Annotated in this window: 18 protein-coding genes; 10 read left to right on the top strand and 8 right to left on the bottom strand. The window is 69.6% G+C overall.

Annotated elements, in window-relative coordinates; translation table 11 throughout:
• Positions 1 to 210: 210 nt before the first annotated feature.
• The 4 genes from MA875_RS02825 to MA875_RS02810 are packed head-to-tail and all read right to left on the bottom strand — an operon-like array spanning position 211 to position 9,170.
• Positions 211 to 1,260, bottom strand: a complete 1,050-nt coding sequence (locus tag MA875_RS02825) for a type II glyceraldehyde-3-phosphate dehydrogenase (protein WP_206494824.1) — start codon at positions 1,258 to 1,260, stop codon at positions 211 to 213.
• Entirely contained in the window at positions 1,257 to 4,142 is a 2,886-nt protein-coding gene (locus MA875_RS02820; protein ID WP_206494825.1) for a glycosyl hydrolase family 65 domain-containing protein, read from the bottom strand. The genes MA875_RS02825 and MA875_RS02820 overlap by 4 nt, the downstream gene beginning before the upstream one ends.
• Position 4,143: 1 nt before the next feature.
• A complete protein-coding gene (locus tag MA875_RS02815) occupies positions 4,144 to 6,594 on the bottom strand; it encodes a phosphoketolase family protein (RefSeq protein WP_206494826.1) in 2,451 nt (816 codons plus the stop codon).
• Between the two features lie 44 nt (positions 6,595 to 6,638).
• Positions 6,639 to 9,170, bottom strand: coding sequence for a heavy metal translocating P-type ATPase (locus tag MA875_RS02810; RefSeq protein ID WP_248240163.1), 2,532 nt, complete (start codon positions 9,168 to 9,170; stop codon positions 6,639 to 6,641).
• A gap of 364 nt (positions 9,171 to 9,534) precedes the next feature.
• Between MA875_RS02810 and MA875_RS02805 the strand changes: the two genes are divergently transcribed.
• From MA875_RS02805 to MA875_RS02790, 4 genes are all read left to right on the top strand, one after another.
• Complete coding sequence (locus MA875_RS02805; RefSeq protein WP_248240161.1) at positions 9,535 to 10,005, top strand: hypothetical protein; 471 nt, start codon at positions 9,535 to 9,537, stop codon at positions 10,003 to 10,005.
• Positions 10,006 to 10,182: 177 nt separating this feature from the next.
• Positions 10,183 to 11,151, top strand: coding sequence for a prolipoprotein diacylglyceryl transferase (gene lgt, locus MA875_RS02800; RefSeq protein ID WP_248240160.1), 969 nt, complete (start codon positions 10,183 to 10,185; stop codon positions 11,149 to 11,151).
• The gene (locus MA875_RS02795) at positions 11,144 to 11,560 is read left to right on the top strand and encodes a hypothetical protein (RefSeq protein WP_248240159.1); all 417 of its coding nucleotides are present in this window, start codon (positions 11,144 to 11,146) and stop codon (positions 11,558 to 11,560) included. The genes lgt and MA875_RS02795 overlap by 8 nt, the downstream gene beginning before the upstream one ends.
• A gap of 118 nt (positions 11,561 to 11,678) precedes the next feature.
• On the top strand, positions 11,679 to 12,356 hold the full coding sequence (locus tag MA875_RS02790) for a ferric reductase-like transmembrane domain-containing protein (protein ID WP_248240158.1): 678 nt from the start codon (positions 11,679 to 11,681) through the stop codon (positions 12,354 to 12,356).
• A 51-nt stretch (positions 12,357 to 12,407) separates the two neighbouring features.
• On the opposite strand, the gene MA875_RS02785 is transcribed toward MA875_RS02790, so the two are convergent.
• Both MA875_RS02785 and MA875_RS02780 read right to left on the bottom strand, forming a co-directional pair.
• Complete coding sequence (locus MA875_RS02785; RefSeq protein WP_248240157.1) at positions 12,408 to 13,349, bottom strand: hypothetical protein; 942 nt, start codon at positions 13,347 to 13,349, stop codon at positions 12,408 to 12,410.
• Positions 13,350 to 13,776: 427 nt separating this feature from the next.
• On the bottom strand, positions 13,777 to 15,087 hold the full coding sequence (locus MA875_RS02780) for a serine/threonine-protein kinase (RefSeq protein WP_248240155.1): 1,311 nt from the start codon (positions 15,085 to 15,087) through the stop codon (positions 13,777 to 13,779).
• A gap of 164 nt (positions 15,088 to 15,251) precedes the next feature.
• Here MA875_RS02780 and MA875_RS02775 point away from each other — a divergent pair, with 164 nt between their 5' ends.
• Genes MA875_RS02775 through MA875_RS02765 form a run of 3 tightly spaced genes read left to right on the top strand, consistent with a single transcriptional unit; the run spans position 15,252 to position 19,065 of the window.
• Positions 15,252 to 16,037, top strand: coding sequence for a DeoR/GlpR family DNA-binding transcription regulator (locus MA875_RS02775; protein ID WP_248240153.1), 786 nt, complete (start codon positions 15,252 to 15,254; stop codon positions 16,035 to 16,037).
• Complete coding sequence (locus MA875_RS02770; protein WP_248240650.1) at positions 16,034 to 17,011, top strand: 1-phosphofructokinase family hexose kinase; 978 nt, start codon at positions 16,034 to 16,036, stop codon at positions 17,009 to 17,011. The genes MA875_RS02775 and MA875_RS02770 overlap by 4 nt, the downstream gene beginning before the upstream one ends.
• 23 nt (positions 17,012 to 17,034) lie before the next feature.
• Positions 17,035 to 19,065 carry a PTS fructose transporter subunit IIABC gene (locus MA875_RS02765; RefSeq protein WP_248240152.1) on the top strand — a complete coding sequence of 677 codons (2,031 nt, stop codon included), beginning with the start codon at positions 17,035 to 17,037 and terminating at the stop codon, positions 19,063 to 19,065.
• A 97-nt stretch (positions 19,066 to 19,162) separates the two neighbouring features.
• Here MA875_RS02765 and MA875_RS02760 read toward each other — a convergent pair whose 3' ends face one another.
• Positions 19,163 to 20,293, bottom strand: a complete 1,131-nt coding sequence (locus tag MA875_RS02760) for a DUF4349 domain-containing protein (protein WP_248240151.1) — start codon at positions 20,291 to 20,293, stop codon at positions 19,163 to 19,165.
• The gene (locus tag MA875_RS02755; RefSeq protein WP_248240649.1) at positions 20,290 to 20,787 is read right to left on the bottom strand and encodes an RNA polymerase sigma factor; all 498 of its coding nucleotides are present in this window, start codon (positions 20,785 to 20,787) and stop codon (positions 20,290 to 20,292) included. The genes MA875_RS02760 and MA875_RS02755 overlap by 4 nt, the downstream gene beginning before the upstream one ends.
• A gap of 194 nt (positions 20,788 to 20,981) precedes the next feature.
• Here MA875_RS02755 and MA875_RS02750 point away from each other — a divergent pair, with 194 nt between their 5' ends.
• The 3 genes from MA875_RS02750 (at position 20,982) to leuD (ending at position 24,397) form a co-directional block, all read left to right on the top strand.
• Complete coding sequence (locus tag MA875_RS02750; protein ID WP_248240150.1) at positions 20,982 to 22,118, top strand: TerC/Alx family metal homeostasis membrane protein; 1,137 nt, start codon at positions 20,982 to 20,984, stop codon at positions 22,116 to 22,118.
• A 142-nt stretch (positions 22,119 to 22,260) separates the two neighbouring features.
• Positions 22,261 to 23,775 carry a 3-isopropylmalate dehydratase large subunit gene (gene leuC / locus MA875_RS02745; protein ID WP_248240149.1) on the top strand — a complete coding sequence of 505 codons (1,515 nt, stop codon included), beginning with the start codon at positions 22,261 to 22,263 and terminating at the stop codon, positions 23,773 to 23,775.
• Position 23,776: 1 nt separating this feature from the next.
• Complete coding sequence (gene leuD / locus MA875_RS02740) at positions 23,777 to 24,397, top strand: 3-isopropylmalate dehydratase small subunit (protein ID WP_248240148.1); 621 nt, start codon at positions 23,777 to 23,779, stop codon at positions 24,395 to 24,397.
• Positions 24,398 to 24,407: the final 10 nt, after the last annotated feature.

Raw genomic sequence — 24,407 nt, 5'->3', positions numbered from 1 at the left:
GCGTCATCCCGTTCCGGGGCACCGGCTCGGATGCCCTGCGCTATCTGGCGAGCACGTGCGGCCAATGGTCGACGACCAGGTAGATGAGAATCCCGGCAACCGCCAGCGCGAGCACCGCCCACATCGCCGGCGAGCGGCGGGGGCCGCCGGCAGACCCGCCGCCATCGCCCTGGTGCGCTACGGAGCCCTCGCCGTGCGGGCTGCTCGAGGTCACGCGGTCCCCCCGCCGGCGGCGAGGAATTCCTTGCGCATACCGAAGGTGGCGTCGGTGATCGTCATCGATGCCGCGGCGTCCGGCGCGAGCCCGGTGAGCGCGCGGATGGCGTCGATGGTCTCCGGGACGACGATGGCCTCGTTGAACACCTGATAGGTCAGGAAGAGCTCGTCCCCCTGGACCGTGACGAGGTCCTCCCACAGCGCCACCTCCCACATGTCGCCGCGGGGGCGTCCGAGATCGCGCATCAGCTCGATGGTGGAGTTGAGGGCGACCAGGCCGTCCGACATGCGGATGAACGCGATCCGTGGCGCCTTCCGGAAGGCGTCCAGCACCTCCTCGCGCGTCGCCTGGCGGGTCAGCTGGATGGTCCAGAAGTGGCTGTGGGTCTGGGTGTGGGCGCCCTTCGCCGCGATGGTGACGAGGTCCAGATCCGGCACGACGGTCTGCGCGTCGGGTCCCTGGTGAGACGGGATGACCGGCTCCGGGACCAACGTGTTCATGATGCCGCCCTCGTGGGACTCCCACGGGTCGGTGGCCCGGCGGATGAGGACGCCCCGGGCGCGCAGCAGCAGACCGGCGTCGCGGAGGGCGCCGAGCACCCGCACGATGCTCGTCGTGTTGCAGGAGACGACGCGGGTGCTGTCCCGCCCGATCGCGCTGGCATAGTTCGCCTGGGCGACGAAGGAATGCCCCGTGGTCTTGTGCGATTCGCCACCCTGCAGGATGAACTTGACGCCGTGCTCCCGGTAGTGGGCGACGTTCCCCGCGGCCACGTGCTTCGGGGTCGTGTCCACCACGATATCGGCGGAGTGGAGGAGCTCGTGCAGGGTTCCGGCCACCTCCACGCCGGCGTCGGCCATGCCGGCGGCCGTCTCGGCCGTCGCCGCGTAGATCGGCGCCCGACCGATGGCGGTCTTGATGCGCCAGTCGGTGGCGACGTCGGCGATGCCTGCCAACTCCATGTCAGGCTGCGCCAGGACGGCGTCGGCGACCCGCTTCCCGATGACGCCATACCCGTTGACGGCGACGCGCACAGTGGTCATTTCGCTTCCTTTCTCGAGGATCTCCGATCGAGCGCGAACACCTGCTCGGTGCCGCCGCTCAACGGCATTCGCGTCCCGTGGACGTCGACGACGACGGGGGCGGCGGAGCTCGGTGCGCACACCAGCCGCAGCTCCTGCGGGGTCAGCCACACGGTGATTCCGTGACCCCGGTGGTGGATCGTGAAGCTCACGCTTCGCAGGCGGGGCGGCAGCCGCGGGGTGAAGATCAGCTCCCCGGCGCGGAGCGTGAGTCCGGCGAACGACCGCACCACGATGTCCGCGGTGCCCGCCATGGCGCCCAGATGCACCCCTTGGCGGGTGGTGCCGCCCTGCGTGTCATCGAGGTCGGCGACGAGCGCCTCCCGGAACAGCTCCCAGGAGCGTGACGGGTCGAACGCCGCCCACACGGATGCGTGGACGACCCGGCTGAGCGTCGACCCGTGCGACGTCCGGGCGCTGTAGAACTCGAGGGTCCGGTGGAGATCATCCATCGTGGCCGGGTAGCCGAGCTGCGACAGCTGGTCGATCAAGCCCTCGACGCCGAGGAGGTAGACGAGCATGAGCACATCCGCCTGCTTCGAGAGCCGGTAGTGGTTCGTGGCGTCGCCCTCCGCCTCCAGGATGAGGTCGAGCCGGCCGATGTTGCCGTACGTGCGGCGGTAGCGGTCCCAGTCCAGCTCGGCAAGCTCTTCGTATCCGGCGAACTGGCTGATCACCCCGTCGGGAAGGAAGGGCACCGCAAGCCTCCGGCTGAGCTCGGTCCACCGCCTGATCTCGTCGAGGCTGACCCCGAGGCGGTCCGTGATCGTCTCCCAGGCGTGCCCGCCGAGCTCGTCCTGCAGGTCGCCCAGCCGCGCGAACAGCCACGCGGCGAGCACGTTCGTGTACGCGCTGTCACGGACGCCAGACCCAGGCTGCCCGGGGTATCCGTCGTGGAACTCGTCGGGACCCATCACACCGTCGATGTGGAATCTGCCGTCAGCGGGGTCGAGCGCTGCGAGCGAGGCGAAGAGTCTCGCGACCTCCACCATCAGGTCCGCGCCGCGGTTCGCCAGCCACTCCCGGTCGCCGGTGGTCTGGAAGTGCTCCCAGGCGTTGAATGCGACGGCGAGTCCGACGTGCCGCTGCCGTCTGGAGTTGTCGGGCATCCAGCGTTGCGAGCGGGAGTTGTAGAGCTCCGTCGGGGTCTCTTCGCGGCCGTCGCTGCCGCTCTGCCAGGGGAACATCGCGCCGGCGAGACCGGCCTCCCGCGCAGCTGCGCGGGCCGCGTCGAGCCGGTGCCACCGGTAGTCGAGCAGGGCGGCGGCGACCTCCGGCATCCGCCGTCCGATCACCGGCACCACGAACAGCTCGTCCCAGAAGATGTGGCCGCGGTATCCCTCGCCGTTCAGGCCGCGGGCCGGCACGCCGGCGTCGACCAGGGCGGTATGCGGCGACACGGCTTGCACCAGGTGGAACAGGTGCAGGTTGAGCACCAGCCGGCTCTGCGTGTCCGCCTCGATGGACACTTCGAACAGATGCCACAGCCGACGCCAGGCGTCCTCATGCCGCAGCAGGAGCGGCGCCAGGTCTTCGCCGTGCCAGCGCAAGCGGTCGAGTGCGCCCTGCGCGGGAGATGCGATCGCCGGATCGCGTGAGGTGACGAGGGCGACCGTCTTGTCGACCCGCACCGGGCGGTCGGCCGCCAGGTCCACGTCGATCTCGTCGGCAGCGGAGAAGCCGTCGTGCACCGGTCGTCGTCCCGGCTCGCCGTCGGCGCCGGTGACTCGAGTGCGGGAGGCGAGGGCGATCCGCACCCCGCTCTGTGCGGTCTCCACCTCGCAGAGAAGGACCCCGTCGATGTGCCGGAAGACCGGTGCGGCAAGATTCGTGGCGTCGGCGTCCGCCCCGCCGTTCGCGTTGCGGACCCCGGCATCGATTCCGGAGCGGACGCGCACGCGGCCGCTCCACCCTTGCGCCGTGAGGGTGGTCTCGAGGGCGAGCAGGTGGGGGTCGTGCATGGAGGCGAAGGAGCGTTGCACGATCGTGAGCGGTCCGTGCGGGCCGCTCAGGGTCACGGTGCGGGTCAGCACGCCGCTTCGCAGGTCGAGCGCACGGCGCTCACCAGTCGCCGGGATCTCCCCGGACGACCACCATGGGCCGTCCCCGATCCGCAGGTCGAACGGCAGCCAGTTCGGAAGGTTGACGAGGTGCTCCTCCTCGACGCGCCGTCCGTGCGCTTCGACCACGGTGCGGTTGAAGAGACCCGCCACGTACGTGCCGGGGTAGTGCACCCCGTCGTCGTGTCGTTCGGGATGCGCACCGCGGCTGCCGAGGTAGCCGTTCCCGAGCGCGGTCAGCGCTTCGCGGTGGCCTTCGTGCGCCGGGTCGAACCCCTCGTACACGAGCAGCCAGGGGTCGGTCCTCGCCGCGCCGAGGTCGAGTTCCGACGCAGTCCCGAGCACCAGGTGGGCGCCGGCGTCCTCCAGGCCGGCGCGGCTCGATGCGCCGTCGATGCCGACCACCAGGCCGAAGTTCCCGGCACGCCCGGCTTGCACCCCAGCGGCGGAGTCCGCCACGACCACCGCCCGCGTGGGTGCGACCCCCAGTCGTCGCGAGGCATCGATGAGCGCGTCCGCCTCCAGACCCGAGCGCGGAACGCCGGACGATGCGGCGGGGGCCGCAACCAGATCGAACAGTGCTTCGATGCCTGCCCCTTCGGGCCGAGCGCCGCCTCCCGGAACGAGCGCCACGGGAATTCCGCCCGCACGCAGCCGGGGGAGGATGTCGGGAACGCCTCGGGGGAGGCCGGCCGAGGCGCCCCCGGGCTCCGCCTCCCCGCCGTCCACGACGAACAGCACCGCGCCGTACCCGGTGCGGATGCCAGGCGTCGCGACCGTCATCTCAGACCGGCTCCCGCAACGGCTCGTTCGGCACCGCGTTCGTCGTCCCGGCAGCGGGGGACCATTGCCACTCCCGCACCTCGGGCAGGTCCTCCCCGTGGGTGCGGATGTACTGGCGGTGGCGGATGAGGGCGTTCTTGAACTCCTCCCGGGCGTGCGCACCCACGTCGCGGAGCCGGGGAACCCGGTCCAGCACGTCGCTGGCGAGGCTGAAGCGGTCGATCGAGTTGAGCACACACATGTCGAACGGGGTGGTCGTCGTGCCCTCCTCGATGTAGCCGCGCACGTGGAAGTTCTTGTGGTTCGTCCGGCGGTAGGTGAGCCGGTGGATCAGCCACGGATACCCGTGGTACGCGAAGATCACCGGGGTGTTCGTCGTGAACAGGGCATCGAAGTCGGCGTCGGCGAGCCCGTGCGGGTGGGTGCGGTCATCCTGCAGGCGCATCAGATCCACGACGTTGACGACCCGGATCTTCAAATCCGGGAAGCGCGCGGTGAGCAGCTCCACCGCCGCGAGCGTCTCCATGGTGGGCACATCGCCGGCGCAGGCCATCACGACGTCGGGCTCGGCATCCTGGTCCGAACTCGCCCAGTCCCAGATCCCGACGCCCTTCGTGCAGTGCTCGATCGCCGACTGCATGTCGAGGTACTGCAGCTGCGGCTGCTTGCCGGCCACGATCACGTTCACGTACTGGCGGCTGCGCAGGCAGTGGTCCGCCACCGACAGCAGGGTGTTCGCGTCCGGCGGCAGATACACCCGGATCACATCGGACTTCTTGTTCACCACGTGGTCGATGAACCCGGGGTCCTGGTGGGAGAACCCGTTGTGGTCCTGCCGCCAGACGTGCGACGTCAGCAGGTAGTTCAGCGACGCGACCGGCCGGCGCCACTCGATGTCGTTCGTGGTGGTGAGCCACTTCGCGTGCTGGTTGAACATCGAGTCGATGATGTGGATGAACGCCTCGTAGCAGGAGAAGAAGCCGTGCCGGCCGGTGAGCAGGTACCCCTCCAACCAGCCCTGACAGGTGTGCTCCGACAGGATCTCCATCACCCGGCCGTTCGGCGCCAGCTTGTCGTCACCCGGGAGGATCTCGGCGTTCCAGGCCCGATCGGTCGCCTCCAGCACCGCGCCGAGCCGGTTCGAGTTGTTCTCGTCGGGCGCGAAGACCCGGAAGGTGCTGTCATTGGCTGCCATGACGTCGCGCAGGAGGGTCCCGAGGACGCGTGTCGACTCGGTCTGGCCGGTACCCGGCACCTCCACCGGCACGGCGTAGTCGCGGAAGTCCGGCATGTGCAGGCTCTTCAGCAGCAGCCCGCCGTTGGCGTGTGGGTTGGCGCTCATCCGGCGCTCGCCGAGCGGGTGCAGGTCGCGGATCTCGGGCACGGGGGAGCCGGACTCGTCGAACAGCTCCTCCGGCCGGTAGCTGCGCAGCCACTGCTCCAGCACCGCCCGATGGTCGTCGTTCTCCCGTGCTTCCGCGAACGGCACCTGGTGCGAGCGCCAGGTGCCCTCCACGGGGAGTCCGTCCACCGTCTTCGGCCCGGTCCAGCCCTTGGGGGAGCGGAGCACGATCATCGGCCAGCGCGGGCGGGTGCTGTCCCCGCTCGACCGCGCGTGCTCCCGGATCTCCTGGATCCTGTCGAGGCACGAGTCCAGCACCTCCGCGAACCGCTGATGCATCAGCGCCGGGTCGTCCCCCTCCACGTAGTGCGGTTCGTGCCCGAATCCGCGCAGCAGCGAGTCGAGTTCATCAGCGTCGATCCGCGACAGCACCGTGGGGTTGGCAATCTTGTAGCCGTTGAGGTGCAGGATCGGCAGCACGGCGCCGTCGCGCATCGGGTCGACGAACTTGTTCGAGTGCCACGCGGCCGCGAGCGGACCGGTCTCCGCCTCACCGTCGCCGACCACGGCTGCGACGATCAGCTCGGGGTTGTCGAACGCGGCGCCATAGGCATGCGAAAGTGCGTAACCGAGTTCCCCGCCCTCATGGATCGACCCCGGTGTCTCGGGCGCCACGTGGCTGGGAATACCGCCGGGGAAGGAGAACTGGGTGAACAGCCGCTTCATGCCGGCCTCGTTCTGGGAGATGTGCGGGTAGACCTCGCTGTACGTCCCCTCCAGCCAGGCTGCCGCGACCGGGCCGGGACCTCCGTGCCCCGGACCCATCACGTACATCATGTCCAGGTCCCGCGCCGAGATCGCGCGGTTCAGGTGGGCATAGATGAAGTTCAGCCCGGGGGTTGTTCCCCAGTGGCCGAGCAACCGGGGCTTGACGTGCTCGGGCAGCAGCGGCTCCCGCAGCAGCGGGTTGTCCATCAGGTAGATCTGACCCACCGACAGGTAGTTCGCCGCGCGCCACCAGGCATCGATGTGGGCGAGTTCCTCCGGGTTCAGGGTCCCGGGATTCAGGGCAGGAGGGGCAGCCGCGGTGTTCCTATCCGTGCCGGGCATGATGAATGTCCTCTCGATCGATCGTGCCGAATCCGGCGCGAAGGTCAGGCGTTCGTGGTGGCGAGCTGCGGGAGCCCGGTTTCAGCCGGAGCGTCCACGGCTCGGGGGAGACGAAGACGCTTCAGCAGCAGGGCGTTCACCGCAACGATCAGGCTCGATCCGGACATCGAGATCGCCGCGATCTCGGGTCTGAGCATCAGCCCGAACGCGGGGTAGAAGACGCCCGCGGCGATGGGCAGTGCGATCACGTTGTAGCCGATCGCCCAGCCCAGGTTCTGCCGCATCTTGCGGACCGTGCCCTTGCCGATCTTGAGTGCGATCGGCACGTCGAGCGGGTCGGAGCGCATCAGCACGACGTCCGCGGTCTCGATCGCGACGTCGGTGCCCGCTCCGATCGCGATGCCGAGATCGGCCTTGGCCAGGGCGGGAGCGTCGTTGACGCCGTCACCGACCATCGCGACCCGCTTGCCCGCGGCTTGGAGCTCCGCGATCTTCGCCGACTTGTCCTGTGGCAGCACGTCGGCGATCACGGTGTCGATCTTCAGCTGCGCCGCGATCCGCTTGGCCGTCGCCTCGTTGTCGCCGGTGAGCATGACCACCTCTGCGCCCGCCTCGTGGAGGGCCGCGATCGCCGCCGGCGCCGTCTCGCGCGCCGCGTCCGCGAGGCCGACGAACCCCGCCCCCACGCCGTCGACGGCAACCAGGACCGCAGTGCGACCGGTCGTCGCGAGTTCATCACGTCGGGTTTCGATCTCACTGATGTCGACCCCCTCCGCCACCATGAGCTTGCGGTTTCCGACGAGGACCTGCCGGCCGTCGACTTCGGCGCCGGCGCCGTGGCCCGGCACGTTCCGGAAGCCGGACGGGGTGAGCACCGGCGCCCCCATCTTGTCGGCGTAGGCGACCACGGCACCGGCGAGCGGGTGCTCCGACTCCCGTTCGACTGCAGCGACCAGCGACAACAGCTCGCGTTCCGGGATTCCGGCGGTCACGAAGTCCGTGACTTCGGGCTTGCCCTTGGTGAGGGTTCCGGTCTTGTCGAGGACGACCGTGTCGATGGACGCCGCCGACTCGAGCGCGGTCGCGTTCTTGAACAGCACCCCGCGTTTCGCGCCGAGACCTGTGCCGACCATGATCGCGGTCGGTGTGGCGAGCCCCAACGCGTCGGGGCAGGTGATCACGACGACGGTGATGGCGAACAGCAGCGCGCTCTGCACCGTCGCGCCGGCGAGCAGCCAGACGATGAACGTGCCGCTGCCGCCGATCAACGCCACGAACACGAGCCAGAAGGCTGCGCGGTCGGCGAGTTTCTGCCCGGGCGCCTTGGAGTTCTGCGCCTCCTGCACCAGCGCCACGATCTGCGCGAGCGCGGTGTCGGCACCGACCTTCGTCGCGCGGACCCGCAGCGTGCCGGTCGTGTTGACCGAGGCCCCGATGACGCCTGACCCCGGGCCTTTCGAGACGGGAAGGCTCTCGCCGGTGACCATCGACTCGTCGATCTCCGACTCTCCGTCTTCGACGGTTCCGTCGGTCGGGACCTTGGACCCCGGCTTCACGAGCATCAGATCCCCCGGGACGATGTCGGATGTGCTCACCTCGATCGTCTCGCCGTCGCGGATGACGAGTGCCTTCGGCGGGGCCAGCTCGAGCAGGGTTCGGATCGCGTCGTTGGCGCCGCCCCTCGCCCGCATCTCGATCCAGTGGCCGAGCAGGACGAAGCTCGCGAGGACGGTCGCCGCCTCGTAGAACACCTCGCCGCCCCCCGTCAGTGTGACGACGAGGCTGTAGAGCCACCCCGCCCCGACGCCGACGGCGACGAGCACCATCATGTCCAGCGTGCGGGCCCGAAGCGCCCGGTACGCGCCGTCGAAGAAGATCCACGCCGAGTAGAAGATCACGGGCAGCGACAGCAGAAGCGAGAACACGTCGTCGCGGAGGCCGAACGGTGCCGGGACCGTGAAGCCCAGGACGTCCCGACCGATCGGAGACCACAGGAGGATCCCCACCGAGAAGATGGCGGCGACCAGGAAGCGATTCCGCATGTCCCGCACCATGTCCGCCATCGACGTGCCGGCGCCGTTGCCGCCGTGCCCCATCACCTCCTGTGCGCTACTTGCGGGCGTCGGCTGCACGGCGTGATCGGCGTGCGCAGATGTGCCCGCCGTCGCAGCTGCAGGGGCGGCCGGAGACGATGGGTGGCCGGCATGCGGCTGTGTCCCTCCGGCACGTGCGATGGCCGGTTGTCCGTGCGCAGTGTGGTCCTCGTCCGTCACCGCCGTTCCGGTTCCAGCGGGTGCTGCATGCCCGCCATGGTCGACGTGCTCCATCGGGTCGCAGAGGTGATCGGGAACGGACATCCCGCTGCAGTGGTAGCCGCAGTCCTCCACCCAGCGGCGAAGATCCGCCAGTGAGATCCGCGCAGGGTCGAAGGTCACGGTTGCCGTCTGCGACACCGGGTTCGCCTCGACCCGGGTCACGCCCGGGCGACGGGAGAGGGCCGCTTCGACCACCGCCTTTGACGACCCCCGGTACATCCCTTTGGCCTCGAGCACCACCGTCTGCGCAACAGCCGTCATGGCGGTCGACCTCCTCCTCCGTCGGCTCCGGTTTTCCGGATCCCGCACAACATGGTCTGCTTCGAACTCTTCCGCACTTTGCGTGCTGATGCCAGGGTAGGTCGGTGAGGAGCACCCTCACGAAGCGCTGGTGGGTGCCGAACTGCACATCCACCGGCGGGTACGGCACACACGTCGACCATGTGATCGACGGCCGAAGCGTGCGGCGCCGGTATGTCCAGATGAGTGCGGATCGACTCCGCTCGCGGCGATCCGATGTGCCGGCGCCCGCCGTAGTGATCCATATGAATCGATCGCTGCCCCGGTGTCGCTTGCCGCGACAGCCTGGTTCCGTGGGGTACAGTGGTCTCCGCCGGGAGGTGCGATGACGGGTGCTGTGCGCAGGTTCGCCCACCATGAATTGCGTCGTAGGGCGTTCATGACGGTCCTCGCGGTTCTCGCCACAGTGATCGGGCTCCTGACGATGCATGCGGTCGTGACGTCCGCGGCGCCGCCCACAACGCCGGCGGTGGCCCATGCCGCCGGCGATCCCGCGTCAACGGTGATGGGTGCCGAGACGGTGTCCATGCTGTCCAGCAGTTCCTTGGCTGAATCGGGGACCCCGCCGGTCCTCCCGGAGGAATGCGGCACGGAATGCGAACTCACGGTCACGGTGCTGGCGGCGTTCTGCGCACTGGCGGTGCTGACGGTGCTTCTGCGAGTCCCATCACCGGTGCGGATCCTGCTCTTGCTCGCCGCTCGCCGTCGGTCGGGTGCCGGCTGGAATGCGAACCGCTTCCAAGAGTTCATTTCCGGCACCTCCCCGCTCAGCACCCTCTGCATCAGCCGAACCTGATCCGGCATTCGCTGCTCTGCGCCCGGCACTGACCGGCGACATGTGGGCAGCCCCTGACGCGCAGTATCCGCGTCGGCCCAGCGAGCGATCACGCGCTCAGCCGATGACTTCCGTCGGCTCACGCGCTGCGACGACGCGACGTCGACGGCAAACAGACCAGGAAAGAACCAGGCGACCATGCTTCTGCCATTCGCAATACCGAGTCCAGACATCAACTTTCTCCAGATCGGGCCATTCCGGATCTACTTCTATGCACTGTTCATCCTCGCCGGCATCGCCGCTGCGGTCGCGGTCGCAGGCCTCCGACTGCGGCGGCGTGGAGCTCCCGGTGGAGCCGCACTCGACATTGCGGTCTGGGCGGTGCCGATCGGGATCGTCGGGGGGCGGGCGTATCACGTCGTCACCCATCCTGGCGACTACTTCTACGAAGGTGCCGATCTGCTGCGGACCCTGTACGTCTGGGAGGGGGGCCTGGCCATCTTCGGAGCCGTGATGGTCGGGGCGGTCGGCGCGTGGATCGGCGCCCGACGGGCCGGCGTCTCCTTCGTGGACTTCGCCGATGCGGTGGCCCCCGCGATGCTGCTTGCGCAGGCCATCGGCCGGCTGGGCAACTATTTCAATCAGGAGCTGTTCGGAACTCCGACGACACTGCCGTGGGGGCTGCAGATCGACCCCGATCAGCCGGCCTTCCCTGCGGGCCTGCCGGCCGACACGCTGTTCCATCCACTCTTCCTCTACGAGCTGCTCTGGAACCTGCTCGGCTTCGCGCTCATCCTCCTGCTCGAGCGGCGCATCCGATTCCGGCGCGGCTGGGCGGTCGGCGCATACCTCATCTGGTACGGGCTCGGCCGGGCGTGGTTCGAATCCTTCCGGCTGGACCCGACCGAGTTCGTCCTGTTCGGTCTGAAAATCAACATCCTCACGGCCCTGGCGGCCGCCGTCGTCGGGGTCGCGATCATCCTGATCTCGGCCAAACGCGATCGTGTGCGTCGGCTTGCCGCCGGACCGGGCTCCGCCGGAGGAACGAACGCGGTTGGCCCCGAGACCATGGCTCCGCCAACGGGCCAGGCGACGGACACGTCCGCGACCCCACCCGCAGCAACCGCACTCGCAGCAACGGACACGAAAGGCAACTCCAATGAGTGAGAGCATCTCCAACTCCGGCAAGCCCCTCGACAGCAACAAGGCCAGGGAGAACAAGAAGCCCGAACTGAACGAGGCGCAGCTGAAATACCGGCGCAGGCAGAGGTTTCTCCGCACCGGCCAGGTGCTGATGGTGGTCGGCGCGCTGGTCGCCGTGTCGCACTGGCTCGCACACCTCGAGGCATTCGGTCCCGGACAGCCGCCGGGATGGCTGGACCTCGTCGCCGGCTATCCGACGGCGGGCATCCTGCTGGTCGTCGGAGCCGTGCTGGCAAGCAAGAAGTGGGCCGGTCGACACATCCGCTCATGCAGCTCCGGGCACCGGATGATGCTTGGCCGCCCGGCGATCGCGGCTTGCGCCCGTCCGAGGGGTCGCCGTTCCGAGGCAGCGGCGCTGTACGGCGATGGTTGACTCGCCGCGAGATCGGAGGATTTCCATGACACGAAACAGCGGTCGCCCGAGGGTCGATACGGCGAACCCAGTGTCCCGCGATGCCGGAAGCGCGACGGCAGGAGGTGCGGGGACGACGGTGGTACGTCACATCTCGGTCGGCATCATCGCCGTGCTGCTCACTGCGCTGTTCTGGTGGAGCCGCATGGAGTGGACGCCCGACATGCGGCTCTGGCGTGCGGTCGGCGACTCAGCGGTGGTGTTGCTCTTCGCAGCGCTCGCCATGGGGCCTGCCGCGCGGCTCTCCGCGGTGGCGGCCGGGATGCTGCACTGGCGGCGTCAAGTGGGGATCTGGGCCGGTCTGGCAAGCGTGCTGCATGCAGTTCTCGTGATCGACGGCTGGGCGAAATGGAGCGTGCAGCGTTTCCTGGGATACGAGTTCGTGCCGCAGCTCGGGCGGGAGGTCCGGCTCGAGCCTGGGTTCGGTCTGGCGAACCTCATCGGCCTCGTCGCCGTACTCTGGCTCCTGGTGCTGCTCGCGACCTCATCCGACCGTGCCGTGCGGCTGCTGGGCGGGCGTTCCTGGAAGTGGCTGCACGGTGGAGCGAATGTGGTGTTCTACCTGGCGGTCCTTCACTCCGCATACTTCCTGTTCCTGCATTACACGGCCTCGTTCCACCGCGCCGTGCCGGACGCGAATTGGTTCCGCTTTCCGATGCTCGGCCTCGCGGTCGTCCTGCTCCTGCTCAAGTGGGCTGCGTTCTTCAGCACTGTGCGGGCGGGCCGGCCCCGGAGACCGGCCGCGGGCGGCGCTTGAGGGACCGAGCCGTTCCCGCGCTCGTCGCATGGCGCTTCACCAACAGATCGATCAGCCTGCGCACCGCTGGAAGACCAGTACGCGGTTGGATCCGCGGGGAAGGACGAGGTCGCTGAGGCGCTTGTCGTGTCGCATGTCGAAGGAACGCTGCGAGTCGTACGCGCGCCAGTCGCTCGCGCCGGTCTCGGTGATGCTCGTGATCACGACGTAGGTTTCAACAGATCGTGTCTCGAATACTGCCCGCTCGAACGGGTTGCCGGGCGGTGGCCAGGAACAGATGACGACACGGGGCGAGTGCTTTCGGAGTGCGGCGCGAGCATCGGATCGCTCGACGTCGGTGCCGTAGTCGATTACGCTGTCCCAACCGTGGTCGTCTGTCGCACGGGCGCTCACGCCTTCGGCTGACAGGAACCGTGACAGGGTTCCGTCACCGGCCGCGATTTCCAGCACTTCGCGTCCCTGTGCCAGCCCGCGGAGGGCGCGGATGAACGGCCGCGAGTAGAAGCAGTAAATCCCCTTCGAGCGTACGAGCGGCATCAACCTGCGCCGTTGCCAGGCAACTCGCCAAGCGACCCTGTACGCCCAGATCGAGACCGGCTTCCGCCGTAGCCCTCGTTCGAAGAACACCCGTTGCAGGAGCCATCCGTTGACAAGGCCGAATCGGACGCGGCCGCCGTCGGTGACACCGCTTTCGGCCGCGACGCTTGCTGCCCGGATCAATCGAAGGATGACGTGGTCTCGCACCCGCCGGTGGACACGGTCTGGTTCGGACGACAGGTGGTCGGTCGGCCTGGTGCTCGGCTGGACGAGTCGACCGACCAGCTGCTCGACCGCGCCTGGTCCGCCTGCGCTCGCCCGACCCACCGCTTCGGACGCCTGCGACCATGCTGTCGGGAAACGATCCCGGATCTCGTGCAAAGGCGGGTTGGATGCGAGCCACGAGACGACCCGCGGCAACTGCCGGTATTCCCCGGCTCGTGCGGCCTTCTTCACGCACACGCCGTGCGGGCAGCCCGGTCCGCCGCCTGTTCGGCTCCGTTCACGAGGTCGAGGTACCTGCCGTCAAACATGTGGAGATCCTCCCACAGGCTGGCTCGGGAACATGAGTTCGCTACTCGGCATACTCGACAACTGCACAGAGGCACGAGGATTACCCGCCTCCAGAGGGGCGCAAACGTGGCAACATTTTGGCAACGAACGCTGACGACGGGACTTTCCGCGACGCACTCGACGCACGCGGAACCCCTGTAAACACAGGGCAGAACGGGCTCCGGTACGCAGTTCCGGGGGAGCCGATTCCCCTCTCACGGCGGTAACGCGGGTTCGAATCCCGCTGGGGTCACCAACAGCACGAAAGCCCTCGGTTCCCCGGGGGCTTTCGTGCGTCTCGCGTTCGTGCGCCTCCGGTTCGTGTGGCCGCTCAGCCGTCGCGCTCCTCTGCCTCCTCGCGAGCGCGCTCCGCCTCCTTCTCCGCCTCCTTCTCGGCCTCCTTGCGCGCCTTCTCCGCTTCCTTTTCCGCGTCGCGCTGGGCCTTCTCGGCGTCGCGCTGCGCGTCGTCATCCGCCGGTGCGGCCGGACCCGCGGGCTGTTCGACGGCCGGGGCGACCCCGGGGTCGGACGGCGTGGGGGTCGTGGCAGGATCCTCGATCGGATCGTTCGCGGCCGGTGTCGTGGCCGCCGGTGCCGGTTGCGCTGTGCTGGCGCCGACGACGGCCCAGGCGCCGAGCCCGACGGCCAGGGCTCCGCCGGCTGCCGCCGTCCACAGGACCGCGCGGGCACGGCGACGCGGAGCGGGAGGGGCGGACGCTCCGGCGGAGGCGAGGACGACCGTCGGCTCCTCACCTGATCGCGGCGACGGTGCGACCACCGGCGGAAGGACGGCGGTGGGCGTGTCGAGGGATGCGGCCCCGGCGATGTCGCCCGCCGCGACGGCAACCTCCAGGGCTGTGGGCCGCCCGAGGGGGTCGAGGGCGGTCATCCGCTCCAGAAGCCCCCGCCACGCCGTTCCGACAGTGGGTGGAATGACAGGCGGGGCCCCCAGCCGGGCGAGCGCCGCCTCGGCGGCCGACGCGGCGGGGAAGGGTCGAGTGCCGGTGAGGGCTTCGATCAGCACGAGTCCGAACGCGTAGATGTCGGCCGGCGGCGCGGGGTCGGCTCCCCGCACCTGTTCGGGCGCGAGATACGAGGCGGTGCCGATCACCATGCCCGGGGTCGTGATCCGCGCACTGTCGAGAAGGTAGGCGATGCCGAAGTCGGCGAGTTTGGCTCGGAACCGGCGGCGCGGCAGGGGAGAGGGGGTGACGAGGATGTTCGCGGGCTTGAGGTCGCGGTGCACGACACCGGCGCTGTGCACCACGTGCAGCGCCTCGGCGAGTTCGGCCGCCAGAGCGGCCACCTCCGCGGCGGGGAGCGGGCCCGCTTTCAGGGCGGTGGCGAGCGTCTCCCCGTCGATGAACTCCATCACCAGGTACTCGGGCTTGCCGGGTTCCAGGCTCGCATCCAGCAGCATCACCAGCGCCGGATGACTGAGAGCGGCAAGCGCCGCCACCTCTGCACGTGCACGCTCCGGCGAGGCCGTTCCCTCGACGCCCGGGCGCAGGAGCTTCACGGCCACGGTGCGCCCCAGGACCACGTCCTCCGCCCGGTACACCCGTGCCATCCCGCCCTCACCGACGAGATCTGCGAGGCGGTAGCGGCCGTCCAGGAGCGGCTCGGGCGGGGAGGCGGGCACGGCGTTTCCTTCGCGGGTCTGCCGACAGCGGTCTCCACGACCCTACTGCGCGGGGTTGCGAGCAGGGAGGCGGGTCGGGATGAAATGTGGGATTGATCGTCAGAATGTGTTGATATGTGTTGGTGCATGTTGTACTGTGTGGGAAACCTTGAGGAAGAGGACGGATGTACGCGACGGAGCGACACGATGCGATCGAACGGCAGCTGCTGACGGTGGGTCGCGTGTCGGTGGTGGATCTCGCCCGCGACTTCGGCGTCACCACCGAAACCGTCCGACGCGACCTCGATGCCCTGGAGCGCGCCGGCGCGCTGCGGCGAGTCCACGGCGGCGCGGTCGCCGCCTCCCGCGGGGGGACCAGTGAGACGGCCGTATCGGTCCGCGGTGCGGTGCACGGCGAGGAGAAGACGCGGATCGCGGTCCGGGCGGCCGAGGCACTGGCGGGGCTCGGTGGGTCGATCTTCATCGATGCGGGGACGACGACTGCCGCGTTCGCGCGCGAGTTCGCGCTGCGCACGCCCGCCGACGGCGACGCGCGGCTCGAGCTGGTCACCCATGCCGTCCCCATCGCGTTCGAGCTCGGTGCCCGCGCCGATCTGCCCCTGACCCTCGTCGGCGGGCGCGTCCGCGGGTTGACGGCGGCCGCCGTCGGCTCCGCCGCGGTCGAGGCCGTCTCCCAGCTGCGTCCGGATGTGGCGGTCATCGGAACGAACGGGATCTCCGCCGCGTTCGGACTCAGCACGCCCGATCCGGAAGAGGCAGCGGTCAAGCGGGCCATCGTCGCGGCGGCGCGCCGGATCATCGTCCTCGCTGACCAGAGCAAGGTCGACGAGGAGTACCTGGTGCGATTCGCCGGGCTCGACGACGTCGACGTCCTCGTCACCGACGCCGCACCGTCGGGAGAGCTCGCCGACGCCCTGCGCAGCGCCGACGTGGAGGTGTGGACCGCATGATCGTCACCCTCACCGTCCATCCGTCGCTGGATCGCACCGTGGCGCTGGCCACGGGTCTGCGCGCCGGCGAGGTGCAGCAGGCCGTCGCCGTCCGCGAGGACGCAGGCGGCAAGGGCGTCAACGTGGCCCGGGCGGTCGTCGCCGCAGGGGTCCCGACCCTGGCCGTGGTGCCCCTGAACCCGCACGACCCCTACGCCGAGCTGCTCCGCCAGACCGGTGTGCCCACCCGCACGACCGCCGTCAGCGGACGTGTCCGTGCCAACATCGCCCTGACCGATCCGGCCGGCACGACGACGAAGGTCAACCTGCCCGGTGCGCGCCTGACGATCGCCGACCGCCGCGCCGTCATCGCCGACACCGTCGCCGCCAGCCGCGGGGCCCGATGGCTCGTGCTGGCAGGTTCGGTGCCGCCGGGTGTGGGCGACGACTTCTACGCCGACGTCATCGACGCCGTCAGGGACGCGCCCGGCGCGCCCCTGATCGCCGTGGACACCTCCGGCGCCGCCCTGGCCGCCGTCGTCGAGCGGGGTCGGCCCGATCTGATCAAGCCGAACGACGACGAGCTCGCCGAGCTCGTCGGGGGGCCCACTGCGCTGGACGCCGACGACCCCGTGGCGGAGGTGGTGCGTCTGGGCGCCGATCTCGTTCCCGCCGCCGTCGGCGCGGCCCTGGTCACCCTGGGCTCCCGGGGAGCGGTCCTCGTCACCGCGGAGGGAGCATGGCACGCCGCCCCTCCGCCCACCCGCGCCGTGAGCACCGTCGGCGCAGGGGACAGCTCGCTGGCCGGTTACCTGCTCGCCGCGGTCACCGGCGCAGGTCCCGCCGACCGCCTCGGGCACGCCGTGCGGTACGGCGCTGCCGCGGTGTCCCTCCCCGGCACACAGATCCCCACCCCCGCCGATCTTCCCGCCGGGGAGGTCCGAGCCACCGCGCTCGTCGCCGAGCGTCACAACCCCGCGGGCGTCGCCCCGTGAGCAGACCAGAGGAGGTCTCGAAGATGTCTTCACCGACGTCGCACACCATCACTGCCGGCCTTGTGAGCCTGGACGTCGGACTCGGTTCCGACAAGGCCGCGGTCATCCGTGCTCTGGCCGAGCGGGTGGTCCGCGAAGGACGGGCGACCGACTCCGAGGCGCTGTTCTCGGACGCCTGGGCGCGGGAGCAGAAGGACGAGACCGGTCTGCCCGGCGGGATCGCGATCCCGCACGCCAAGAGCGCGGCGGTCACCCAGCCGTCGCTGGCCTTCGCGCGGCTGGCCCCCGGAGTGGACTTCGGGGCAGACGACGGGCCCGCCGATCTGGTGTTCCTCATCGCCGCGCCCGCCGACGCGGCCGAGGACCACCTCGCCGTGCTCTCCAAGCTCGCCCGCAGCCTCATGGACGACGGCTTCACGTCGGCTCTTCGCAGCGCCGGCACCGGCGACGAGGTCGTCGCGATCGTCCGCGAGGCGATCGGCGAGAGCGGCGTCGCCCGCGCTGCCGCGGCATCCACTCCCGCCCGGCCCGAGAACATCGAGGCGGCCCGGACCAGGATCGTCGCCGTCACCGCGTGCGCGACGGGCATCGCCCACACCTTCATGGCTGCCGACGCGCTCACGGCGGCAGGTCGGAAGGCCGACGTCGATCTGGTCGTCGAACCCCAGGGATCCAGCGGCTACCAGGCACTGCCGGCCGAGGTCATCCGCGACGCCGACGCCGTCATCTTCGCCGTCGACGTCGATGTCCGCGAGCCGCAGCGCTTCGCCGGCAAGCCCGTCGTGCGCACGAGCGTGAAACGCGGGATCGAGCAGCCCGAGAAGCTCATCGCCGAAGCGGTCGCCGCGGCATCCGATCCCCGAGCCGAGCGTGTGTCCGGATCCGCCGCCGCAGCATCGACCGCGACCGGCGCACAGGAATCCGTCGGTGCCCGCATCAAGCGCTGGCTCCTCACCGGGGTCAGCTACATGATCCCGTTCGTCGCCGGCGGTGGTCTCCTGATCGCGCTCGGGTTCCTCCTCGGCGGTTACCAGGTGACCGACGACGCGGCGACCGTCATCGTCGAGAACTCGCTGTGGGACCTGCCCGCCGGGGGGCTCGGCCAGTACCTGGGGTCGGTCGCCTTCATGATCGGTGCCACGTCGATGGGCTTCCTCGTCCCGGTCCTCGCGGGCTTCATCGCCTTCGCCATCGCCGATCGACCGGGCATTGCACCGGGATTCGTCGCCGGAGCCGTGGCGGTGCTGATGAGCGCCGGCTTCATCGGCGGCCTCATCGGCGGTCTGCTGGCGGGCTTCATCGCCCTGTGGCTCGGACGCCTCCCTGCGCCCCGGTGGCTGCGCGGGCTCATGCCCGTCGTGATCATCCCTCTGGTCGGGTCGATCGTCGCCTCGGGCCTGATGATCCTCTTCCTCGGGCGTCCGATCGCGCAACTGATGACCTGGCTCACCGAGTGGCTGAACAGCCTGAACGGCGCGTCCGCGGTCATCCTCGGGGTGATCCTCGGCCTCATGATGTGCTTCGACCTGGGCGGCCCGGTCAACAAGGTCGCCTACACCTTCGCCACCACGGGCCTCGCCGCCGCGACCGCCTCGCAGCCGTTCTCCTCGCCGTACCTCATCATGGCGGCCGTGATGGCAGCGGGGATGGTGCCGCCGCTGGCGATGGCCCTCGCCTCGACGGTGCTGGCACGCAACCTCTTCACGCCGGTCGAGCGCGAGAACGGCAAAGCGGCCTGGCTGCTGGGTGCGGCGTTCATCTCCGAGGGCGCGATCCCCTTCGCCGCGGCCGACCTGTTCCGCGTCATCCCCGCCTCCATGCTGGGCGGGGCCGTGACCGGGGGACTGAGCATGGCGATCGGGGTCTCCTCGCTCGCACCGCACGGCGGCATCTTCGTCTTCTTCGCCATCCAGCCGGTCTGGGGCTTCGTGCTCTCCATCCTCGCCGGGGTGCTCGTGTCGGCGTTCGCCGTGATCGCCCTGAAGAAGTGGGTGCACAGGCGCGAGGTCCCCGTCGTCGCGCCGGTGAGCACGGAGGTTCCGGTCGCGGTCTGAACCGCTCCCGCATCCGCGCCCGCCCCTGGCAGGGAGAAGCCCCGGTGACCCCCATCACCGGGGCTTCTCCCTGCCGAGCTCCGTCCGACCGGTGGAGTCAGACCGTGCCGTCCTGCTGATCTGACGCCGCCGCTGTGGTGTCGCGCCGCCGGCGCCCCGCGCGGCGGACCCCGACGATCGCCCAGACGATCAGGCCGACGACGCCGAGGACGGCGAGCCAGGGGAGAAGGAAGCCGATGGCGATGACGAGACCGTTCATCGTGGCGATGAGTCCGTTCCACCCCGCGGCGACGCCGTCACCGAAACCGGCGGGGTCGGCGCTCACCCGCTCCACGCGGGGCGAGAGCGACACCGAGACGGTGGAGAGCTCCACCTGTCCCTCGAGCGACTCCAGCTGCTGCTGGTAGGACTCCAGCGTCGCCTGGCGCTCGGCCAGCGCGCTCTCGGCCGCGATGAGGTCGCCGAGGTCGCCGGCCTGGGCGAGAAGCTCCTGCAGCCGGTCGACGGACGCCTGGGTGGCCTCGACCCGTGCCCGGAGGTCGATGGTCTGATCGGTGACGTCCTGCCGGTCGATGGATGACTGGGTGACCTCGCCGATCCCCGACAGGTCTGAGACGAAGACCGACAGCTCATCCGCGGGCACCCGCACGGTGATCCAGCCGCTCTCCCCGCTGACGTACGGCGCGGGATAGCCGATATCCGGACCGCCGATCCCAGGATCGACGGGGAGGGGAGCGCCGCTTCGACCCACGGACTGCGACTGCACGTACCCTCCCGCCGCATCCGCCGCGTCCGCGACGTCGTCGGCGGCGGTGGCCACATCGTCCACGGTGAGGTTCACCGAGGCGCTGGTGATGATGTCGCGGTTCGCGGGAGTGTCGGAGGAGGATGCTCCGGCGCCGCCCTCCGCGCTCGCGAAATCGTCCGCCGCCCCGGCCTCGGTGCTGAGCGCGTCCTGACCCTGCGGCAGCGAGGCGCTGTCCGCGCCGGCGGGTGCGACGGCCGATTCCTCCGATGCCGGAGGTGTGACGATGCCGCCGACCGCCGGAGCGATCGCGGCGGCCACGACGATCACCGCCGCCGCGGCGCCGGCGGAGATCCACCCGGTGCGGCGCCTGCGGCGACGGACAGCTCGCTCCGCGTCGATGTCGGCGAACAGGCCGCGCTCGATGCGGTCGATCCGATCCTCGCCGAGCTCGGGAAGCGGCGTGCGCGGGACGGTGTTCATGTGCTCTCCTTCAGGGCTGTCCGCACGCGCGTGCGGATGCGGGAGAGGCGGTTTCGGACGACGCCGTGGCCGACGCCGAGCTCGTCGGCCGCCGCCTGGTAGCCGTAGCCTTCGGCCGCGCACAGCCGGAAGATCCTCCGGTCCAGCTCGCTCAGCGTGTCCACCTCGGCGAGGATGCGCTCGACCAGATCGGCATCGACGATCTGCTGCTCGACATCGACGGTCGACGGGATGGTCTCGTCCAGGTCGCCGTGGACCTCGCGCGTACGATCGCGCATCTGCCGCCGCATCCGGTTCGCCGACTGCAGGCGGCACACCGTCACCAGCCACGGCAGCAGGGAGTCGCCGACGAGCTGGAGCGAAGGGAGCTTGCGCCAGGCCACGAGGAAGGTCTCCTGCGTGACGTCCTCGGCATCGGAGGCGTCGTGGAGCAGACCATGGGCGACCCAGTACACCGGTCGCACGTACGCGCGGTAGAGCGATCGGAAGGCCATCTCGCTCCCGGCCGCAGCCCGCGCGACGAGCGCTGCATCCGTGGACTCGGTCACCGGTCCCCCTTCCGCCGCGTCGCGGCATCCGCATTGTCTCTCACCCGGGAAGTGTCGTGAGCGACCGGATCGTCTCACACCTGATTTCTTTACTTGCCAGAGCTCGGGGCCGTCCCGCCCGGCGGGTATCGTGGGGGCCCATGACCTATGAGATCCCGACGTGGTTCGCGATCACCGCGCTGGTCGTGCTGTCGCTGATCCTCCTGGCGGATTTGCTCATCATCCTCAAGCGCCCCCACATCCCCTCGATGAGGGAGGCGACGCTGTGGGTGGTGTTCTACGTCGCCCTCGCCCTGGTGTTCGCCGTCGTGCTGCTCCTGGTCACCGGGTCGGGAGACGCGATGGGGGAGTTCGTCGCTGGGTGGCTGACCGAGTACAGCCTGTCGGTGGACAACCTCTTCGTCTTCGTGCTGCTGATGAGTCAGTTCTCGGTGCCGCGCCGCTACCAGCAGGAGGTGCTGATGGTGGGCATCATCATCGCGCTGATCCTCCGCGCGATCTTCATCATGCTCGGCGCGGTGCTGATCGAGAACCTCAGCTGGATCTTCTACGTCTTCGGTCTGTTCCTGGTCTACACCGCGTGGCGCCAGGCCTTCCCCGGCAAGCACGATGACGACGCGCAGGCCGAGACCGGAATCGTGCGCTTCCTCCGGCGCTTCATCGACATCAGCGACGGCTACGACGGATCGAAGCTGCGCACGGTGGTGAACGGCAAGAAGATCTTCACGCCGATGATCCTCGTCTTCGTCGCGATCGGGTTCACCGACCTGGTCTTCGCGATCGATTCGATCCCCGCGATCTTCGGCATCACACAGAGCCCGTTCATCGTCTTCACCGCGAACCTGTTCGCCCTGATGGGTCTGCGCCAGCTCTACTTCCTGCTCGGCGGCCTGCTCGATCGCCTGAAGTACCTCCACTACGGAATCGCCTTCATCCTGGCCTTCATCGGCGTGAAGCTCTTCCTCCACGCCCTGCACGAGAACGAGCTGCCCTTCATCAACGGCGGCGAGCACGTCGAGTGGGCACCCGACATCTCCACGTGGGTCTCCCTCGGGGTGATCGTCGCAGCGATGACGGTCGCGACGGTCGCGAGCCTCATCGCCGCCCGTCGCGAGGGCGAGCCGATCACCACCCCGGATGCGGCGAACCGACCCGCCGCCGACCTCCCCGACGGTTCGGGGCGAACGCCGGCGGAGGCGGCCGCGGCGACGGTGGCGGAGGAGAAGGGTCCGCGGGGCGGTGCGGGCGACCCGCCGACGTCGGACCGCGGGCGGTAGTCGCATGAGCGGCACCCGGTGGTACTCTGAGCCGGTGCGGATCGCTCGCCTTCTCCTTAGCGGCCGCGGCGAGACCTCGTAACCAGGCCTCTCTCGTCGCGGAGTTCGTCGCGGGCTTGATCCCTTTCCCGAGGAGAACGCAATGAGCACGTCCGATATCGATTCGTCCGCCTCCGGTCCCGTCACGATCCCCGATCGGCCCCGGACCCTCGCCGAGAAGGTGTGGGAGGACCACGTCGTGGTCAAGGGGGAGAACGGCGAGCCCGATCTCATCTACATCGACCTGCACCTGGTCCATGAGGTGACGAGCCCCCAGGCCTTCGACGGGTTGCGCGCCGAGGGGCGCCCCGTCCGCCGGTTGGACCTGACGATCGCCACCGAGGACCACAACACCCCGACGCTGGACATCGACAAGCCGATCGCCGATCTCACCAGCCGCACGCAGATCGACACCCTGCGTCGCAATGCCGCGGAATTCGGCGTCCGCCTGCATCCGCTGGGGGACAAAGAGCAGGGGATCGTCCACGTCGTGGGACCTCAGCTCGGCCTGACCATGCCGGGGATCACCGTGGTCTGCGGCGACAGCCACACCTCCACGCACGGCGCCTTCGGTGCGATGGCGTTCGGCATCGGCACCAGCGAGGTCGAGCACGTCCTCGCGACCCAGACGCTGCCGCTGAAGCCCTTCAAGACGATGGCGATCACGGTCGAGGGCCGGTTGAAGCCCGGCGTGACCGCGAAGGACATCATCCTGGCGGTGATCGCGAAGATCGGCACCAACGGCGGCCAGGGCTATGTGCTGGAGTACCGCGGATCGGCGATCCGGTCGCTGTCGATGGAGGGGCGGATGACGATCTGCAACATGTCCATCGAAGCCGGCGCCCGCGCGGGCATGGTCGCTCCCGATGAGACGACGTTCGCGTACGTCAAGGACAAGCCCCACGCCCCGCAGGGACAGGACTGGGAGGACGCGGTCGCCTACTGGCGCACGCTCCCCAGCGACGAGGGCGCGGTCTACGACGCCGAGGTCTTCCTCGACGCGAACGAGCTCGAGCCGTTCGTGACCTGGGGCACCAACCCCGGTCAGGGCGTCTCGCTGTCGGATGTCGTGCCGTCGCCCGACGACTTCGCCGACCCGAACGAGCGCGCCGCCGCGGAGCGCGCGCTGGAGTACATGGCCCTCGAGCCCGGTACGCGGCTGAAGGACGTCCCCGTCGACGCCGTGTTCATGGGATCGTGCACGAACAGTCGCATCGAGGACCTGCGGGCCTTCGCATCCATCGTCAAGGGCCGGAAGAAGGCCGACGGGGTGCGCGTGATGGTGGTCCCGGGCTCGGCGCGCGTCCGCCTCGAGGCCGAAGCCGAGGGGCTCGATAAGATCTTCACCGAGTTCGGCGCGGAGTGGCGCTTCGCGGGATGTTCGATGTGCCTGGGGATGAACCCCGACCAGCTCGCGCCCGGGGAACGGTGCGCCTCGACGTCCAATCGCAATTTCGAAGGGCGGCAGGGGAAGGGCGGGCGCACCCATCTCGTCTCGCCGCTCGTCGCCGCCGCCACCGCGGTGCGCGGCACGCTCTCCAGCCCCGGCGATCTCGAGGGCGAAGACGGCACGTCCCGCACGCCGGGCGTGGACACGCTGAGCCGGGCGGAGGCCTGACATGGAGAAATTCACCACGCACACCGGGATCGTCGCGCCGCTGAAGCGCTCCGCGGTCGACACCGACCAGATCATCCCCGCGGTCTACCTCAAGCGCGTCACCAAGACCGGATTCGAGGACGCCCTCTTCGCCAACTGGCGTCAGGACCCCGCGTTCGTCCTCAACCAGCCGGTGTTCCAGGGTGCATCCATCCTTGTCGCCGGACCCGACTTCGGCACGGGATCCAGCCGCGAGCACGCGGTCTGGGCGCTGCGCGATTTCGGCTTCTCGGTCATCCTGAGCCCGAAGTTCGCCGACATCTTCCGCGGCAACGCCGGCAAGCAGGGTCTCTTGACGGCCGCGATCTCGGAGGACGACCTGCACCGCATCTGGGAGGCCGTCGATGCGCGGCCGGGCGTGACGATGACCGTCGATCTCGTCGAGTGCACGGCGTCCCTCGGCGATGCGGCGGACGCGGACGCCGAGCCCCTCCAGGTGCCTTTCGAGATCGACGATTACACTAGGTGGCGGCTTCTCGAGGGGCTCGATGACATCGGGCTCACGCTGCGCAGCGCAGATCGGATCGCGCAGTTCGAGGCCCGCCGGGAGGCGTGGCGCCCACGGACACTACCCGTCCGGTAAGCCGGGAGGA

Origin of the sequence: Microbacterium kunmingense (genome assembly GCF_023155745.1) — a bacterium.
Lineage (GTDB): Bacteria > Actinomycetota > Actinomycetes > Actinomycetales > Microbacteriaceae > Microbacterium > Microbacterium kunmingense.
This window is presented reverse-complemented; position numbering and strand designations above follow the sequence as displayed.

What these genes read in the sequence shown, in the direction of transcription:
- MA875_RS02825 (WP_206494824.1), bottom strand. Translation starts at nt 1,260, where the DNA reads ATGACCACTGTGCGCGTCGCCGTCAACGGGTATGGCGTCATCGGGAAG.
- lgt (WP_248240160.1), top strand. Translation starts at nt 10,183, where the DNA reads ATGCTTCTGCCATTCGCAATACCGAGTCCAGACATCAACTTTCTCCAG.
- MA875_RS02775 (WP_248240153.1), top strand. Translation starts at nt 15,252, where the DNA reads ATGTACGCGACGGAGCGACACGATGCGATCGAACGGCAGCTGCTGACG.
- MA875_RS02810 (WP_248240163.1), bottom strand. Translation starts at nt 9,170, where the DNA reads ATGACGGCTGTTGCGCAGACGGTGGTGCTCGAGGCCAAAGGGATGTAC.
- MA875_RS02770 (WP_248240650.1), top strand. Translation starts at nt 16,034, where the DNA reads ATGATCGTCACCCTCACCGTCCATCCGTCGCTGGATCGCACCGTGGCG.
- MA875_RS02765 (WP_248240152.1), top strand. Translation starts at nt 17,035, where the DNA reads ATGTCTTCACCGACGTCGCACACCATCACTGCCGGCCTTGTGAGCCTG.
- leuC (WP_248240149.1), top strand. Translation starts at nt 22,261, where the DNA reads ATGAGCACGTCCGATATCGATTCGTCCGCCTCCGGTCCCGTCACGATC.
- MA875_RS02750 (WP_248240150.1), top strand. Translation starts at nt 20,982, where the DNA reads ATGACCTATGAGATCCCGACGTGGTTCGCGATCACCGCGCTGGTCGTG.
- leuD (WP_248240148.1), top strand. Translation starts at nt 23,777, where the DNA reads ATGGAGAAATTCACCACGCACACCGGGATCGTCGCGCCGCTGAAGCGC.
- MA875_RS02755 (WP_248240649.1), bottom strand. Translation starts at nt 20,787, where the DNA reads ATGGCCTTCCGATCGCTCTACCGCGCGTACGTGCGACCGGTGTACTGG.
- MA875_RS02805 (WP_248240161.1), top strand. Translation starts at nt 9,535, where the DNA reads ATGACGGGTGCTGTGCGCAGGTTCGCCCACCATGAATTGCGTCGTAGG.
- MA875_RS02820 (WP_206494825.1), bottom strand. Translation starts at nt 4,142, where the DNA reads ATGACGGTCGCGACGCCTGGCATCCGCACCGGGTACGGCGCGGTGCTG.
- MA875_RS02815 (WP_206494826.1), bottom strand. Translation starts at nt 6,594, where the DNA reads ATGCCCGGCACGGATAGGAACACCGCGGCTGCCCCTCCTGCCCTGAAT.
- MA875_RS02795 (WP_248240159.1), top strand. Translation starts at nt 11,144, where the DNA reads ATGAGTGAGAGCATCTCCAACTCCGGCAAGCCCCTCGACAGCAACAAG.
- MA875_RS02760 (WP_248240151.1), bottom strand. Translation starts at nt 20,293, where the DNA reads ATGAACACCGTCCCGCGCACGCCGCTTCCCGAGCTCGGCGAGGATCGG.